The 14,259-nt window shown below is 70.3% G+C and carries 11 protein-coding genes; 9 read left to right on the top strand and 2 right to left on the bottom strand.

Annotated features, from left to right (window positions below):
• From IE226_RS38735 to IE226_RS38700, 8 genes are all read left to right on the top strand, one after another.
• A complete protein-coding gene (locus IE226_RS38735) occupies window positions 1-4,074 on the top strand; it encodes a non-ribosomal peptide synthetase (RefSeq protein ID WP_229871829.1) in 4,074 nt (1,357 codons plus the stop codon).
• Window positions 4,071-5,417, top strand: coding sequence for an MFS transporter (locus IE226_RS38730; RefSeq protein WP_190086214.1), 1,347 nt, complete (start codon window positions 4,071-4,073; stop codon window positions 5,415-5,417). Before IE226_RS38735 ends, IE226_RS38730 begins: the two co-directional genes overlap by 4 nt.
• A 119-nt stretch (window positions 5,418-5,536) precedes the next feature.
• Complete coding sequence (locus tag IE226_RS38725) at window positions 5,537-6,526, top strand: aspartyl/asparaginyl beta-hydroxylase domain-containing protein (protein WP_190086213.1); 990 nt, start codon at window positions 5,537-5,539, stop codon at window positions 6,524-6,526.
• A gap of 115 nt (window positions 6,527-6,641) precedes the next feature.
• Window positions 6,642-7,418 (top strand): 2OG-Fe dioxygenase family protein, encoded by a 777-nt coding sequence (locus IE226_RS38720; protein ID WP_190086212.1) that lies wholly within the window; start codon window positions 6,642-6,644, stop codon window positions 7,416-7,418.
• 109 nt (window positions 7,419-7,527) lie between these two features.
• On the top strand, window positions 7,528-8,328 hold the full coding sequence (locus IE226_RS38715; RefSeq protein WP_190086211.1) for a phytanoyl-CoA dioxygenase family protein: 801 nt from the start codon (window positions 7,528-7,530) through the stop codon (window positions 8,326-8,328).
• Window positions 8,325-9,827, top strand: coding sequence for an AMP-binding protein (locus IE226_RS38710; RefSeq protein ID WP_190086210.1), 1,503 nt, complete (start codon window positions 8,325-8,327; stop codon window positions 9,825-9,827). Before IE226_RS38715 ends, IE226_RS38710 begins: the two co-directional genes overlap by 4 nt.
• Window positions 9,828-10,018: 191 nt before the next feature.
• Complete coding sequence (locus IE226_RS38705; protein WP_190086209.1) at window positions 10,019-10,177, top strand: hypothetical protein; 159 nt, start codon at window positions 10,019-10,021, stop codon at window positions 10,175-10,177.
• A 257-nt stretch (window positions 10,178-10,434) separates the two neighbouring features.
• Window positions 10,435-10,887 (top strand): hypothetical protein, encoded by a 453-nt coding sequence (locus tag IE226_RS38700; protein WP_229871828.1) that lies wholly within the window; start codon window positions 10,435-10,437, stop codon window positions 10,885-10,887.
• Between the two features lie 27 nt (window positions 10,888-10,914).
• On the opposite strand, the gene IE226_RS38695 is transcribed toward IE226_RS38700, so the two are convergent.
• Entirely contained in the window at window positions 10,915-11,997 is a 1,083-nt protein-coding gene (locus IE226_RS38695) for a helix-turn-helix transcriptional regulator (protein ID WP_190086207.1), read from the bottom strand.
• Between the two features lie 307 nt (window positions 11,998-12,304).
• Here IE226_RS38695 and IE226_RS38690 point away from each other — a divergent pair, with 307 nt between their 5' ends.
• Window positions 12,305-12,640: an SH3 domain-containing protein gene (locus IE226_RS38690; protein ID WP_190086206.1), complete on the top strand. Its 336-nt coding sequence runs from the start codon at window positions 12,305-12,307 to the stop codon at window positions 12,638-12,640.
• 434 nt (window positions 12,641-13,074) lie between these two features.
• Here IE226_RS38690 and IE226_RS38685 read toward each other — a convergent pair whose 3' ends face one another.
• Window positions 13,075-14,133 (bottom strand): hypothetical protein, encoded by a 1,059-nt coding sequence (locus IE226_RS38685; RefSeq protein WP_190086205.1) that lies wholly within the window; start codon window positions 14,131-14,133, stop codon window positions 13,075-13,077.
• Window positions 14,134-14,259: the final 126 nt, after the last annotated feature.

Raw genomic sequence — 14,259 nt, 5'->3', positions numbered from 1 at the left:
GTGTCCCCCGTGTCCCCTGCGTCCCCCGTGTCCTATGCCCAGCGCAGGCTGTGGTTCCTGAACCGCGTGAACGGCGCCTCGGCGGTCTACAACTGCCCGCTCGTGATCCGGGTACGCGGCGACCTTGACCGCACCGCCTTGGCCGCGGCGCTCGCCGACCTGGCCGACCGGCACGACGTGCTGCGCACGGTGTACCCAGGCGTCGAGGGCGAACCCGTACCGCAGCTGGTCGACCGGCGGCCCGGGCTCGACGTGGTCGCATGCGAGGAGAGCGAGCTCGCCGACGCGCTGACCGCCGTCCTGGATAGCGGCTTCGACCTGACGGACGAACTCCCGCTCCGCGCAGCGGCGTTCGCGCTCACACCGCAGGAACACGTGCTGGCGCTGGTGCTCCACCACATCGCCTGCGACGAGGGATCCTGGCAGCCGCTGCTCACCGACCTGGCGACGGCGTACCGCGCCAGGACCGCGGGCGAGGCACCGCAGTGGGCGCCGCTGCCGGTCAGTTACGCGGACTACGCGGTGTGGCAGCGGGACCTGCTCGGCGAGGAGGGCCAACCGTCGCGCCTGCTCGGCGAGGAGGGCCAACCGTCGGGCCTGCTTGCCACGCAACTGTCGTACTGGCGAGAGCAACTGGCGGGACTACCAGCTGAGTTGGACCTGCCCTTCGACCGGCCGCGCCCCGCGATCGCCGACCACCGCGGCGACTGCGTACCCCTGAAGCTCGACGGCGAACTGCACCGCCGTCTGCTCGCGGTCGCCGCCGACCACGGCTGCACCACCTTCATGGTGCTGCAAGCCGGTCTCGCGGTGCTGCTTTCGCGGCTCGGCGCGGGTACGGACATCCCGATCGGCACCGCGGTGGCCGGACGCCTGGACGACGCGCTGGAAGGCGTGGTCGGCTTCTTCGTGAACACCCTGGTCCTGCGCAGCGACGTATCGGGTGATCCGACCTTCGGCGAGCTGCTGCACCGGGTGCGGGACACCGACCTCGCCGCCTACGACCACCAGGACGTTCCCTTCGAGCGTCTGGTCGAGGAGCTGAACCCGGAGCGGTCCCTGGCCCGCCATCCGCTCTTCCAGGTCATGCTGACCCTGTCCAGGGCAGAGCAGGGGACCCTCGTCCTGCCGGGCCTGACCTGCACCGAGGAGCAATCGGACCACGGCATAGCCAAGTTCGACCTGACCGCCGACTTCCGCGAGCACCGCACACCCGACGGCGAGGCCGCCGGCATCGACGGCACCCTGGAGTACGCCACCGGCCTGTTCGACCGGGCCACCGCCGACCACATCGCCGACGCCCTGCCCCGGCTGCTCAGGCAGCTCGTGACCGACCCGGAGCGGCCCATCAGCGCGGCCGACCCGCTCTCCGCCGAACACCGCCACCAAGCCCTGGTCGCCTGGAACGACACCGCGGCACCCGCCTCACCGGACACCATCCCCCAGCTGTTCGCGGCACAGGCCGCGCGCACGCCACAGGCGACGGCCCTGGTGTGCGGGGCGGCGCGGCTCACCTTCGCCGAACTCGACGCGCGCGCCGACCTGCTCGCGCGCCGCCTGCGCGCCCTGGGCGCCGAGGCGGAGCAGGTGGTCGCGCTCGCCCTGCCCCGCTCGGCCGAGTCCGTCGTCGCGATGCTGGCCGTCCTCAGGACGGGCGCGGCCTATCTGCACCTCGACCTGGAATACCCGCCGGAGCGGATCGCGCACATGCTGCGCGACGCCGCACCGGTCGCGGTCGTCACGGACACCGCGACTGCGGCTACGCACCAACTCGGCGAGCTGCCAACGGTGTTCGCCGACCGGGAAGAGACACCCTCCGGCCCCCTGCCCGACCTGCCGCGCCGCATACGCCCGGACAGCGCCGCATACGTCATCTACACCTCCGGATCCACCGGCCGCCCCAAGGGCGTGGTGACACCGCACGCCGCCCTGAGCAACCTGTACGCCTTCCACCGCGCGGGCCTGATCGCGCGCACCGAGGCAGCCACGGCGGACACGGCGGACCGGCGCCTGCGGTCCGCCGTCACCGCCTCGCTGTCCTTCGACACCTCCTGGGAGGCCCTGTTCTGGATGCTGGTGGGCCATGAACTCCACGTCATCGGCGACGAGACCCGGCGCGACGCCGCCGCCCTGACCGCCTACGTCAAGACTGCCCGGATCGACGTCCTCGACGTCACCCCCACCTACGCCGAGCACCTCCTCGACGAAGGCCTGCTGACCGCGCCGGGCGTGCCACGCGTGCTGCTGCTCGGCGGGGAAGCCGCCGGACAGCAGCTGTGGACCCGCGTACGCCAGGCGGCGCCCGGCACTCTCTGCTACAACCTCTACGGCCCCACGGAATGCACCCTGGACGCGCTGTGGTGGGACGCTGCGGACAGCCCGCACCCGTTGATCGGCCGGCCGATCGGCAACACCCGGGTCTTCGTGCTCGACGAGCGGCTGCGCCCCGTCGCGCCGGGCGTGCCGGGCGAGCTGTACGTGGCGGGGCCCGGCGTAGCCCGCGGCTATCTGGGCCGCCCGACGGTCACCGCCGAACGGTTCGTCGCCTGCCCCTGGCCCGCGGCCGGGGAGACGGGGACCCGCATGTACCGCACCGGTGACCTGGTCCGCTGGGACCGCCAAGGCAGGCTCGACTACCTGGGCCGCGTCGACGACCAGGTCAAGCTGCGGGGTTTTCGTATCGAACTCGGCGAGGTGGAGGCCGCGCTGACCCGCTGCCCGGGCGTGGCGCAGGCCGCCGTGGCCGTACGCGCGACCGCCGGGGGAGACAAGCGCCTGGTGGGATACGTGCAGCCGACCTCGGAAGAGGCCGAGGCCCCGGACGCACGCGAGCTGCGCGGCCACCTCGCCTCGGTCCTGCCCGACCACATGATCCCATCGTTCTTCCAGACGGTGGAGCGGCTGCCGATGACACCCAACGGCAAACTCGACCGGGACGCGCTGCCGGCCCCGGACCTCGATCAGCGCCCCGCCTCCCGCGGCCCGCGCGGACCCTACGAAGAGATCCTGTGCGACCTGTTCGCGCAGGTCCTCGGGCTGAGCCGGGTCGGGGCCGAGGAGAGCTTCTTCGACCTGGGCGGCCACTCCCTGCTGGCCACCAGACTGCTCTCCCGGGTGCGCACAGTGCTCGGCGGCGAGCTGACCATCCTGGACCTGTTCCAGGCGCCGACCGTCGCCGGCCTCGCGGACCGCCTGACCGCAGGCACGCGGCACGACCCGCTGGCGCCCCTGCTGCCCCTGCGCACGGGCGGCGAGAGGCCGCCCCTCTTCTGTGTGCACCCGGCCGCCGGGATCAGCTGGAGCTACGCGGGCCTGCTCGGCCACATCGACGCCGACTACCCCGTATACGGGTTGCAGGCCAGAGGGCTCACCGACGCGGAGGCGTGCGGGGGCTCCTGGCGCGACATGGTCGAGGACTACGCGCGGCAGATCCGCTCCGTACAGCCCGAAGGCCCCTACCGACTGATCGGCTGGTCCTTCGGCGCCGTCATCGCCCACCTCCTGGCCACCGAACTCCAGGCAGCCGGAGCCGAGGTCGACCTGCTCGCCCTCCTCGACGGCTACCCGCCCGCGTCGGTCCCGGACTACCGGCCCCTCGACGAAGGAAGCCCGGAGACGTTCACCGAGCTCCTGGACTCCCTGGGATACGACCTATCCGCGTCCGGCGAGCAACCGCTGAACTTCGAGGCCTACGAGCGGACGGTCCGCCGGCCGGGCAGCACCCTCGAATGGCTGACGCGGGAGGAGGCCGCGGCCCTGGCCCGGGTGTTCGTCGACAACGACCGGATCTACGAGGACTTGCGGCCCCGTACGTACGAGGGGGACGCGGTGTTCTTCTCCGCCACGGAGGGGAAATCGCAGGACGCGCCCGTACCGGAGGCGTGGCGCGCACACGTCACCGGACGCTTCGAGGTGCACGAGATCGCCTGCGGCCACGGCGAGATCACCGGGCGGGAACCGATCGCGCGCATCGGCTCGGTCCTCGCCGGGAAACTCGCCGTGCTGGACGCATCGCGGCCTGCGATGCCCGAGGTGCCCGAGGCGCCCGAGGTGCCTGCGGCGGGGCAGCGATGAGCGAGGTGACCCCACCGGGCCCGGCGCCCGACCAAGGCCCGGCGCCCGACCAGGGCACGGCACCCGGCCCCGGCCCGGTGGCCGGGCGTGACTTCCGTTTGTTCTGGTTCGGGGAGACGACCAGTCTGCTCGGCAACTCGATCGCCGTGGTGGCGCTGCCGCTGGTCGCCGTCCTCACCCTGGACGCGAGCACCTTCGTCGTCGGCCTGCTGACCTCCGTCGCGTATTTGCCCTGGCTGATCCTGGGCCTGCCCGCGGGCGCCTGGGTGGACCGACTGCCCCGCCGGCCGGTGATGCTGGTCGCCGACGTCGTCGCCTTCGTCGCGTTCGTGAGTGTTCCTGTCGCCGCCTGGGCAGGCGTCCTCACCATCGCGCAGCTGCTCGCGGCCGCGTTCGTCGGCGGGTGCGCCAACGTCTTCTTCACCACCGCGCAACGCGCCTATCTGCCGGTCCTGGTCCGCGACGAGGAACTCCTGGCGGGCAACGCGCGGTTACAGGGAAGCGAGTCGACCACCGAGGTCATCGGCCCCGGCCTGGCCGGCATGCTCGTCCAGGCCTTCGGCGCGGTGACCGGCCTGGTCGCCAACGCGCTGAGCTTCCTGGTGTCCTGGCTGTGTCTGCGCGCGGTCCGGACGCCCGAACCCGCGCCTCCGGCCGTCGAGCGGCGCCGGCTGCGCACCGAAGTCGGCGACGGCCTGAGATTCCTGTTCCGGGACCCGGTACTGCGCTCCCTCGCCGTCTTCAGCGCGGTGTCCAACATCGCGTTGACCGGCCTGGGCTCCATCGAAGTGGCGTTCCTGGTACGGACGGTCGGCGCGGGCGAGGCGGCGACCGGCGCGGTCCTCACACTGTGCGGTCTCGGCGGCATCCTCGGCGTCCTGCTGTCCCCCCGGGTATCCGCGCGTTTCGGAACCGCGCGGGCCGTGCTGATCTGCCACGCGGGCGCGGCGCCCTTCACGCTGCTTTTCCCGCTGACCGACTCGGGAGCCGGCCTCGCGTTCTTCGTGGTCGGCGGCGTCGGCTGCGGCGCCGGCGTGGTCGCGGCATGCGTCATCACCGACACCTTCCGCCAGCGCTACTGTCCGCCGGACCTGATCGGGCGCGTCAGTGCCAGCGCGGCCGTGACCAGCTTCGGCGCCATCGCGGTGGGCGGACTGCTCGGCGGGACGCTCGGCGCGTTGTCCGGGGTCCGGGAAACGATGTGGATGCTGGGCGGCCTCCAAGTAATGGCGACAGCAATTCTGTTTTGCGGCCCGATACGACGCATGCGTGATTTCCCGGAATCCGCGCACACGATGACGCGCACAATTACCGCGGCGGATACCGAAAAAGCCCTGTCCTAAAGCGTCCTGGCCGTTTCCGCCCCCTGCCCGAGGCTTTTCCCGATGCGCCGCACACGTAAGAATTCAATAGCAAGGGAAAAGCGAGAAGAGCAAGAAAAGCTCATCGAAGCGAGGTCTTCATGCACGAGAGCAGTTCCCTGGAAAGCCTTCCGGCCACCGTCATGCTGCGAAACGACCTGGACGTCGACCGGCTCGCCGCGGATCTCGCGGAACTGAGCGGTTCCGAATTCTGGGCGTTGCAGCGGTCCTTCGAGGACGGCGCCGTCGGAGAGGAGTCCGATGTGGACTGGAAGGTCCTCTCCCTGCGCGCGCCGGGCGGAGACCTCACGCGTACCGATCCCGGCGGCCCCGGCCGCGACGGATTCGCCGACACGCCGCTGATGGCGAAGGCGCCCTACCTGCGCCAGGTCCTGTCCGAGCTCGGCACCGAACTGCGCAGCGTCCGCCTGATGGCGCTGGCCCCCGGCGTTTCCGTCGAGGAGCACTCGGACACCCCGCTCGGCCTCCCCTACGGCTACGTACGCCTGCACATCCCGCTGGTCACCAACCCCGGCGCGGTCATGGTCCTGGACGGCGTCGAGCAGCGCTGGCAGCCGGGAACCCTCTGGTACGCCGACTTCGAACGCCCGCACTCCCTGCGCAACACCGGGGAGCGCACCAGGATCCACCTGGTCGCCGACTGTGCCACCAACGACAGCCTGCTCGCCCTGTTCCCGGACAGCTTCCGCGCCCAGCTCCCGGCCAGCGACATCGCGTACTACCGCCCCGTCCTGCCGCTCACCGCGCGCGAACTCACCGAGTTCAGCTGCGGCTTCGCGGTGCCGTTCTCCTTCATGGAGTGGGGCGAGCCCGTGGTCGACGACCAGGACAGCGACCTCGCCGCCGAAGTGATCGCCGAGGACGACGGGCTCGTCCTGCGCGTCGAGGGGCGCGCGCCGGTGGAACTGCTGCACCTGGGCGCCGGCGAATTCCGGCTGCTCGGCTGGAGCGAGGAACGCCTGCTGCGCCTCGACCTCTTCGACGAAAAGCCCCGCGTCGAGCTGTCCACCCGGCGCGGACGCCGCCGCCAGGTGGTCATCCGCCAGGCGCGCACGCTCGCCGCGGTCTAGACGGCCCGGCCGCGCACGCTCGCCACGGTCTGACGGCCCGGCCGCCGCCCGCCCCCACCTATCCCCATCCACCCCCACCCACCAATTTCACGACCACCGCTTGGGACAAACAATCATGCAGACGCTGACCGAAACGCCCGCACTCGTCGAGCACGGATTCGCCCGCTGGGACCTCGCCAAGATATTCGGGATCACCGAATCCGACCCGGCCTTCCAGAACCTGCGCGCCGAATTCGTCGACCTCCCGCCGGACCCCTACGCGACCGAGGCGGGACGCAACCGCCGCTACGCCCGCGGCATCTTCCTGCCGTGGTCGCGGGAGTTCAGTTGGATCCCCGACTCGCACTTCGGTGACGAGGGCTGGATGAACGGCTACTGGCAGGCGGACCACAACCCCGAATACGTCGGCGTGCTGCGCAAGCTGCCCGCCATGAGTGAAGCCGCCCGCAACAACCCGATCATCCGCGAGATCGTCGACTTCGACTTCGAGCAGACACGCTGGTCGCGCAGCGACCTGGCGTTCCCGCTGCACGTCGGCGTCCACCTCATCAAGCTGGCCGTGGACGACGACGGCCACGAGGCCATCTCCTCGCCCAACGAGCTCCACCAGGACGGCGAGCCGTTCGTCTTCGCGCACCTGGTCTACCGCAGCAACGTCGACGGCGGCGTGAACGTCATCGCACCGCCGCAGTACCGGGGCAAGCAGCCCGCGGACGTCCCGGCCGGCGAGGTGCTCGCCGAGTTCGAACTGACCAAGCCGCTGGAGTCGTACGGCGTGACCGACGAGAAGGTCAGCCACTACGTGTCCCCCATCAAGCGCGGCGCCGGGACCGAGCCGGGCGAACGCGCGGTCATCCTCACGGACTTCACCCCGATGCGGCAGCACATCTGAGGTCGCCGTGGCCGGACGGGCGCCGCCCCCGCCGCCCGCCGTGACCCACTCACTCCACCACCACGCGCACCACACGCACCACGCGACATCGCAGAGAGGTCATCGAGCCATGCTCACCGAAAGTCAGATATCGGAATACCGGTCCGAGGGATTCCTGCTCCTGGACGACGTCTTCGACGCCGACGACATCGCCGCTCTGCGACGTGAGGTGGCCGACCTCTACGCGACCGAGCACCCCGGCCGGATCTTCGAGGAGGACGGCACCACGGTGCGCGGCATCCACGGCTGCCACACCACCGGCGCCCTCTTCTCCCGCCTGGTACGCCTGCCCCAGCTGCTCTCCGCCGCCGAGGCACTCCTGGAGAGCAAGGTCCACGTCTTCCAGTGCAAGGTCAACGCCAAGCAGGCGCTGCGCGGCGAGGTGTGGCAGTGGCACCAGGACTACAGCGTCTGGGGCAACAAGGACGGCATGCCGGAGCCGCGCGCCGTCAATGTCGCGGTCCTGCTGGACGACGCGACCGAGCACAACGGCCCGCTCCTGGTCGTGCCCGGTTCGCACCGCAACGGCGAGATCGCCCCCTGGCACCCCGAGTCCGCGGGCACCTCGCAGTGGGAGGCCGACCTGTCGGCGAAGCTGAAGTTCGCCCTGGACGCCGAGCAGATGGCCAAGGTGACGGCGGAGTCGGAGATCCGCTCCATCGTCGGCCGCGCCGGAAGCCTGCTGTTCTTCGACCCCTGCATCGCGCACGGTTCCGGCGCCAACATGTCGCCGACCAGCCGCACCATGGCGTTCGTCAGCTACAACAGCGTCGACAACGAACTGCGCGACGTACCCCACCCGCGCCCGGAGTTCGTCGCCTCGCGCGACTACCGGCCGCTGGAACTCGTCGACGGAGGCCTGATCGCATGAGCGACGTCGAAGGTTCACTGATCCAGCAACTGGCCGCCGCCCTCACCCGGCACCGGGACGCGGTGGCGGTCATCGACGGCGGCGTCCCGCACACCTACGCCGAACTCGACGCACTGTCGGCCGAGATCGCGGGCGGCCTGACCGCACACGGCATCGGCCCCGGCGACGTCGTCGACGTCCACGCCACGCGTTCCTGGTCCCGCAGCGCGGCGGTCCTCGGCGTCTGGCGCGTCGGCGCCGGAGTGCTGTCCATCGACCCGGCCATGCCGCCCGCCTGGACCACCAAACTCGTACGCAGCGCCGGCTGCGCCATGATCCTGCGCGACGAGGCGTGCCCACCGGTCGACTCGCCCGTCCCGCAGCACACCTTCACCACGATCCGCGGCACACGGCGCGACGAACTGGCGACCGGACCGATCTGCTACGTCATCCCCACCTCAGGCTCCACCGGCGACCCCAAGGCCGTCACGGTGCCCCCGGTGGTCCTCGCGGACCTGGGCAACTGGCACGTCGCGCGATGGAGCCACGACCGCCCCCCGAACACCCTGCACATGTCCTCCATCGGCTTCGACATGGTCTACGAGGACACCGTGGCGACCTGGCTGGCCGGCGCGACCCTGATCGTGGTGAACGACCACGACCGCCTCGACCCCTTCACGCTGCTCGACATCATCAGCGAGCACCAGGCCGCCCGCCTCTTCCAGCCCGTCGTCGGACTGCACGGCCTGGCCGCCGCCGCATGCGTCGCGGGCATCGAGACACCCAGCCTGCGGGAGATCTCGGTGGCGGGCGAGCAGTTGGTCATCAACGACGAGGTACGCAAGTTCTGCGCCGCCGGTGACCTGACCCTGGTGAACCAGTACGGGCCCAGCGAAACCCACGTCGTCACCCAGTACCGGCTCACCGGCGAGGTCACCGACTGGCCCGACCGCCCGCCCATCGGAACGGCGGTAGTCGACGCGGAGCTGCTGTGCGAGGTGGACGGTGTGCTACGCCCGTTCACGCCCGGCGAGACCCGGGAACTGGTCATAGCGGGGAACTGCGTCGGGCTCGGATACGCCGGCGACGAGGAGCTCACCGCCCGCAAATTCCGGCAGGTCGAGCACAGGGACGGCCGCATGCGCCGCTGCTACTTCAGCGGGGACCTGGTCACCTTCGACGGCACTCAGTTCCACTTCGTCTCCCGGCTCGACGACCAGCTCAAGGTCAACGGCTACCGGGTCGAGCCGGGCGAGGTGGAGTCCGTGCTCGCCGGAGTGCCCGGCGTACGCCGCGCCGCGGTCGTCGGCGTCAAGGTCGCCGCCTCCACCCAACTGGCCGCGTTCTACACGAGCGTGACCGGCGCAAGGGTCAACGAGCATGACCTGAAAGCCGCCTGCGCCACCCGCCTGCCCCGATTCATGGTCCCCCGGCACTTCACCGAACTGAGCGCTCTGCCCTCGACGCGGAACGGAAAGATCGACCGGCCGAAGCTCCGCGAAACGTTTTCCGCCGATTGAGGCGAGATGGGCGACTCGTGCACCCTTCCGCTTCCGTACGGGACAACTTGGTGAACGGGGCGGTCCATGGTTTCAGGGCGGGCCGCCCACCATCCTGGAAGAGCGAGAGAGCGCGGCCGCACCACCAGCGGCCGGGCCGGGACGCTCGCAGCGTTGCCACCCCCCGGATTCCAGGAAGCACAGGAGAAACCATGAAGTCTGCCCGCGTGTTCGTGCTCGGCGTCCTCTGCCTGCTGACGGTCGGCGCGACGGTCGGAACAGCCGCCGCCGAGACGGGCCACCCCCGCACCCAGGCGACATCCTCGGTCACGTTCGACAACGGCGACAGCGGCTGGGGCCGCCTTCCGTAATGACCTGTGTGCACCCGCAGGGACGGCGCCGCAGCGCTCCGACCACCCGCACCGGAGCAAGCCTGACCGCGCCCTGACCCACCCCGCTCACTCCACTCACCCCACCCACCCCCGCATCGACCGGACGTGCGGCAGATCGGAGAAGCATGCCCGGACAAGGAGAAGGACAGGGAGAAGGACAGGGAGAAGGACAGGGAGAACGACAAGGAGCTCTGAGCCGGCCGATCCAGTCGTACGTCGAAGAGCTGGCCCTGTGCGTGGAGGCCAACGGCACCAAGGGCCCCGCCCTGCTGTGGCCCGAGGAACCCGCCACTCTCCCGGCCCTCGTCCAGTTGCCCCGGCCGGACCACCCGGAACCGGACGCCGCTGCTCCCGTGCCGGGCGGACCGGACACCGAGCCACTGGCGGCGGAACTCGGCCGCAGACTGCGGCTGCGGGTGCGCCCCTTCTACCGCTTCCTGCCCGTCGACGCCCCCGCCACGAAGGGCGAGCCGAGCGGCAGCGGCTCCACCGTCACGGTCCTGGAGGGCGCCTGCCGCTGCGACCTGACGCGCGCCGGCGAAGCCCCGGCCCCCGGACCCCCGCACCCACTGGGCATGCGCCTGCGCTCCGGCGGCACCCTGTTCGTCCCCCCGGACCACACCTACCTCCTGTCGGAGATCCACACCCCGACGACGCTCCTTGAACTGCACTTGGACGAAGCGGACTGATCTTCCGCGCATCAGCCGGCCTTCCGCTCAGGCCCGCCCGGTCGAGGCGGAGGCGTCCGCCTCCCCGCCCCCGCCCCCGTTCCCGTTCCCGTCACCGTCGTCGTCCAAGAGCCCTCCCGTGCCCACCGCCACCCCGGCCTGGAAGCGGCTCTCGGCGCCGAGCGCCTGCATCATGTCGGAGATGTGCTTGCGGGTGGTGCGCAGCGACATGCCGAGCCGCCGGGCGATCGTCTCGTCCTTCAACCCCGTCGCGAGCAGCCGCAGAATGGTGCGGTCCAGATCCTTGGCGACCGCCTCCAGGCCGTCGGCGGCCGCGTCGGAGAAGGGCTGCGCCTGCGACCAGGTCTGCTCGAAGACCTCGTACAGGTACTGCACGACCGACGGCTCCCGCACCACCACCGCCCCGAGCCGGTTGTCGTGGTCGGTCATGAACGCCAGCTCCCGGTCGAAGATGATCAACCGACCAGCCAGTTGGTGGGCGGTCCGGTACTCCCCGCCAAGCGCGCTCATACGGGCCACGTACGCCTGACTGGGACCGTTGAACCGGGCGGTGTGATGGTAGAGCGTCCGCATCCGCACCCCCCTGGCCAGCATCTGGCTGTCCCGGTGCAGCGCGTCCTGGAGCACCTCGGGGGGACGGGTGCCGCCGGGCTGCACGGTGACCATGTCCTCGCGGCAGTTCGCCGCGGCCCGCGTCAGCGCGTCCCGCACCTGCGTGAGCCCGGGAATGCGTTCCACGTCGGTGGCGACACTGTGCCGGCCCTCTTCGTAGTCGGCGGCCAGCTGAGAGAACTGATCGCGCAGCACATGCAGTCGGGCCTGCTGCTGAGCGATGGCCCGCTCCATCGGCGCGGTCGCCACGGCGGCAACGCGCGCCGGGTCGACGGCGCGCAGCCGCCCGTCGCCCGCCTCGCCCCGCTGCACCAGACCGATCCGCAGCAGATGGCCCACCGCACCGCTCACGACCGTCTCGTCGAGCCCGGTCTCCTCGGCTATCCGGACCGGGTCGAGCTGACCGTGCAGGGCCAGCCACCGGTAGACGGCGACGTTCTCAGCACTGAGTGTGTCCTCCACGCCGATAACGTTGTCGCCGATCTCCTGATACACCATCAGACCTCCGCTCCGATGCCGACATTGCCGACATGAACACTTGCGGCTTCAGCATCACACGCAGGCCACCTGACCTCCGCATAGAACATGCGGAAGGAACGCTCCCGCCCGGGCACCCGGGCGGCGTTCCCGCCAGGCCCTTGTGGGGCCGGTACACAAAAGTGTGATCACGCCCGAAACCCCGTAATCGAGCGTAGTCGTGTACCTACTCTCAGTTATCGCAGGGCTGCGGTCGCACCCCATAGGGCGGGGCGCGACCGTCACTTGAGCGGCCCGGCACACGAAACGATCACTAAGGGGAAGCCCGATGTTCCACGCATCTCGCACTCTGGCGGCGGCAGCCGTTGCCGCCGCAGCGGTACTCGGCCTCACTGGCGGCACCGCGGTGTCTGCGGCTGCCCACAGCGACTCCCAGGCCGCTCCCGCATCACAGAACCAGCCTGCGAAGCGGGCCGCCGTGTGCACGGTCAACGACAACGGAGTCAACTTCCGAGGGGGCCCGGGCTCCCAATACCCGGTCCTGGGCCAGGTGAACAGGGGCCAGAAGCTCAACGCGCATGGCCGGGAGGGCTCCTGGATCAAGGGAGACCTGTGGGGCGGCCGCACGGGAGTGTGGATCCACGTCGCGTACCTGGACTGCTAGCGGGCGTTGCCGTGGCCGTGGCAGAGCATCGGTAGGCGAGATTCTCCTGTAGTGCGGAGAGTCTTACCTCTTGGCGGCGGCGTTGGCGGTCTGAAGCGGTGGCGTCGTGCCCGACGGCCGCCTCGGTGACCCGGCACGGTCGGGCCACGCACTTTCGCGGAGCAGCTATTCAAACCTGCAGCGCGGTCCTGCGTGGCCCTGTGGCGCGCTCAAGTGCCCTTTTGTGGCTGGCTGTTCGTGCTGCGCCTGATCGGCGCTCCTGGGGGCCTTCAGGGCCTTCCTCAGGGGTCCCCTGTGTGACAGGTGAGGTTTCCGCGGAAGGGAGCGGGCAGGCCCAGCGCCGGCTCCTCGCCATCCACGCCTACCGGGCCCACCTTGAGCGGGCCTGCGGACGCTGCTGGAAGCGGAAAGTGCGCCGCCGTGACGGCCGCAAGTCACTCCCGGTTCTTCTGGCGCCGCTCCAGGGCGTGCTTGCGGATGATCAGCTCCTTCGTCGTCTTGTCCAGCGCGTCTGCGGCGAGCCCCTCGTCGATCATCTGATAGCGGCACGGCTTGTACAGAAACGAGAGCTTCGACGTGCTGTCCGAAGTTCCGACAGACACCTCGACGGGGCCCTTGTCCGTGACCACCACGCGGGTCTGCGGCACTTCACGGATCAGGCCGAGGGCCTCCAGTGTGTTGCACGAGTCCTCGTAGGAGTCGCGGAGCAGGCCGAACTGCTCCTTGCGCCGCTTCGCGTAGAGGTAGACCCCTGATTCTTCGTGCCGAGCGGGATAGGTCTGGCTGAGCTCTTGCAGCGCGAGCCAGGTGGCCATCTCGGCCGGACTGAGCACGTGCGCCCACCCGCGCAAGAAGAAGTCGGGCGGGATCGCGATCGCATCGTCGCCGGGCCGTGGAACGCTGTAGAGATTCGGCGTATGCAGGGGACCGCGCCCGCTCTCCCCCATCAGCCGGAAGTCTTCGTAGTCCCGGCCCCGCCCGTTCGCTTTCTTCGGCACCTCCACGAGGGCCTGCACCCGCTTGACGCCGACGTCCTCCAGGGTGCGCAGCGCTCCCTGGAGTTGGCGCAGGCGACTGGTCTCCGCGTCCCGTTCCTGCTTGGTCTCGCGCAGGTAGGTGCCCGTCACGCTGCTGAAGGCGGCATCGACCGCCACGAAGTTGGTCCACCCCTGCAGGCCCTGGAGGCGGCGCGTCCCGGCCCAGCGTTTCCCCGGAGCAAGCCGGCAGTGTGCCTCGAAGACGGCGATCAGATAGAACCTCAGCGCGATGCCCCTGGGGTTGAGCAGCTGTGTCACCGGCGGCGGAACCGGCTCGGCGGCCGGAACGGGCCTTGCGGAAGAGACCAGTTCAGGACGCAGGCGAATCGCGGACGGCTTGAGGCCGCTGTTCCAGGCGAGTTGCAGGGCCGCATTCGCTTTCTCGACCTCCTGCGAGTCCTTGAGCCGCTTGAGGCGACGATGCCGCCGCTCGACCGCTGCCAGGTCCCCCGCCATGCACGTCACCGTCCCGCTCATTCATCGCGCTTTGATCTCAACGTTTTGAGCCGCCCATAAGACTCTCTACTACTACTAGGTAAGTCAGGGGCGGATCAAAGCGTAGCCAGGCGCCCATGACGACCC

The organism is Streptomyces longisporoflavus, assembly GCF_014649775.1.
Classification (GTDB): Bacteria; Actinomycetota; Actinomycetes; order Streptomycetales; family Streptomycetaceae; genus Streptomyces; species Streptomyces longisporoflavus.
The sequence above is the reverse complement of the archived record's forward strand: the minus strand, read 5'-3'. Positions and strand labels throughout refer to the sequence as shown.

Excerpts from the sequence above, each read along its gene's own strand:
- IE226_RS38715 (WP_190086211.1), top strand. The coding sequence starts at position 7,528 with ATGCTCACCGAAAGTCAGATATCGGAATACCGGTCCGAGGGATTCCTG.
- IE226_RS38685 (WP_190086205.1), bottom strand. The coding sequence starts at position 14,133 with ATGGCGGGGGACCTGGCAGCGGTCGAGCGGCGGCATCGTCGCCTCAAG.
- IE226_RS38720 (WP_190086212.1), top strand. The coding sequence starts at position 6,642 with ATGCAGACGCTGACCGAAACGCCCGCACTCGTCGAGCACGGATTCGCC.
- IE226_RS38725 (WP_190086213.1), top strand. The coding sequence starts at position 5,537 with ATGCACGAGAGCAGTTCCCTGGAAAGCCTTCCGGCCACCGTCATGCTG.
- IE226_RS38710 (WP_190086210.1), top strand. The coding sequence starts at position 8,325 with ATGAGCGACGTCGAAGGTTCACTGATCCAGCAACTGGCCGCCGCCCTC.
- IE226_RS38705 (WP_190086209.1), top strand. The coding sequence starts at position 10,019 with ATGAAGTCTGCCCGCGTGTTCGTGCTCGGCGTCCTCTGCCTGCTGACG.
- IE226_RS38690 (WP_190086206.1), top strand. The coding sequence starts at position 12,305 with ATGTTCCACGCATCTCGCACTCTGGCGGCGGCAGCCGTTGCCGCCGCA.
- IE226_RS38695 (WP_190086207.1), bottom strand. The coding sequence starts at position 11,997 with ATGGTGTATCAGGAGATCGGCGACAACGTTATCGGCGTGGAGGACACA.
- IE226_RS38730 (WP_190086214.1), top strand. The coding sequence starts at position 4,071 with ATGAGCGAGGTGACCCCACCGGGCCCGGCGCCCGACCAAGGCCCGGCG.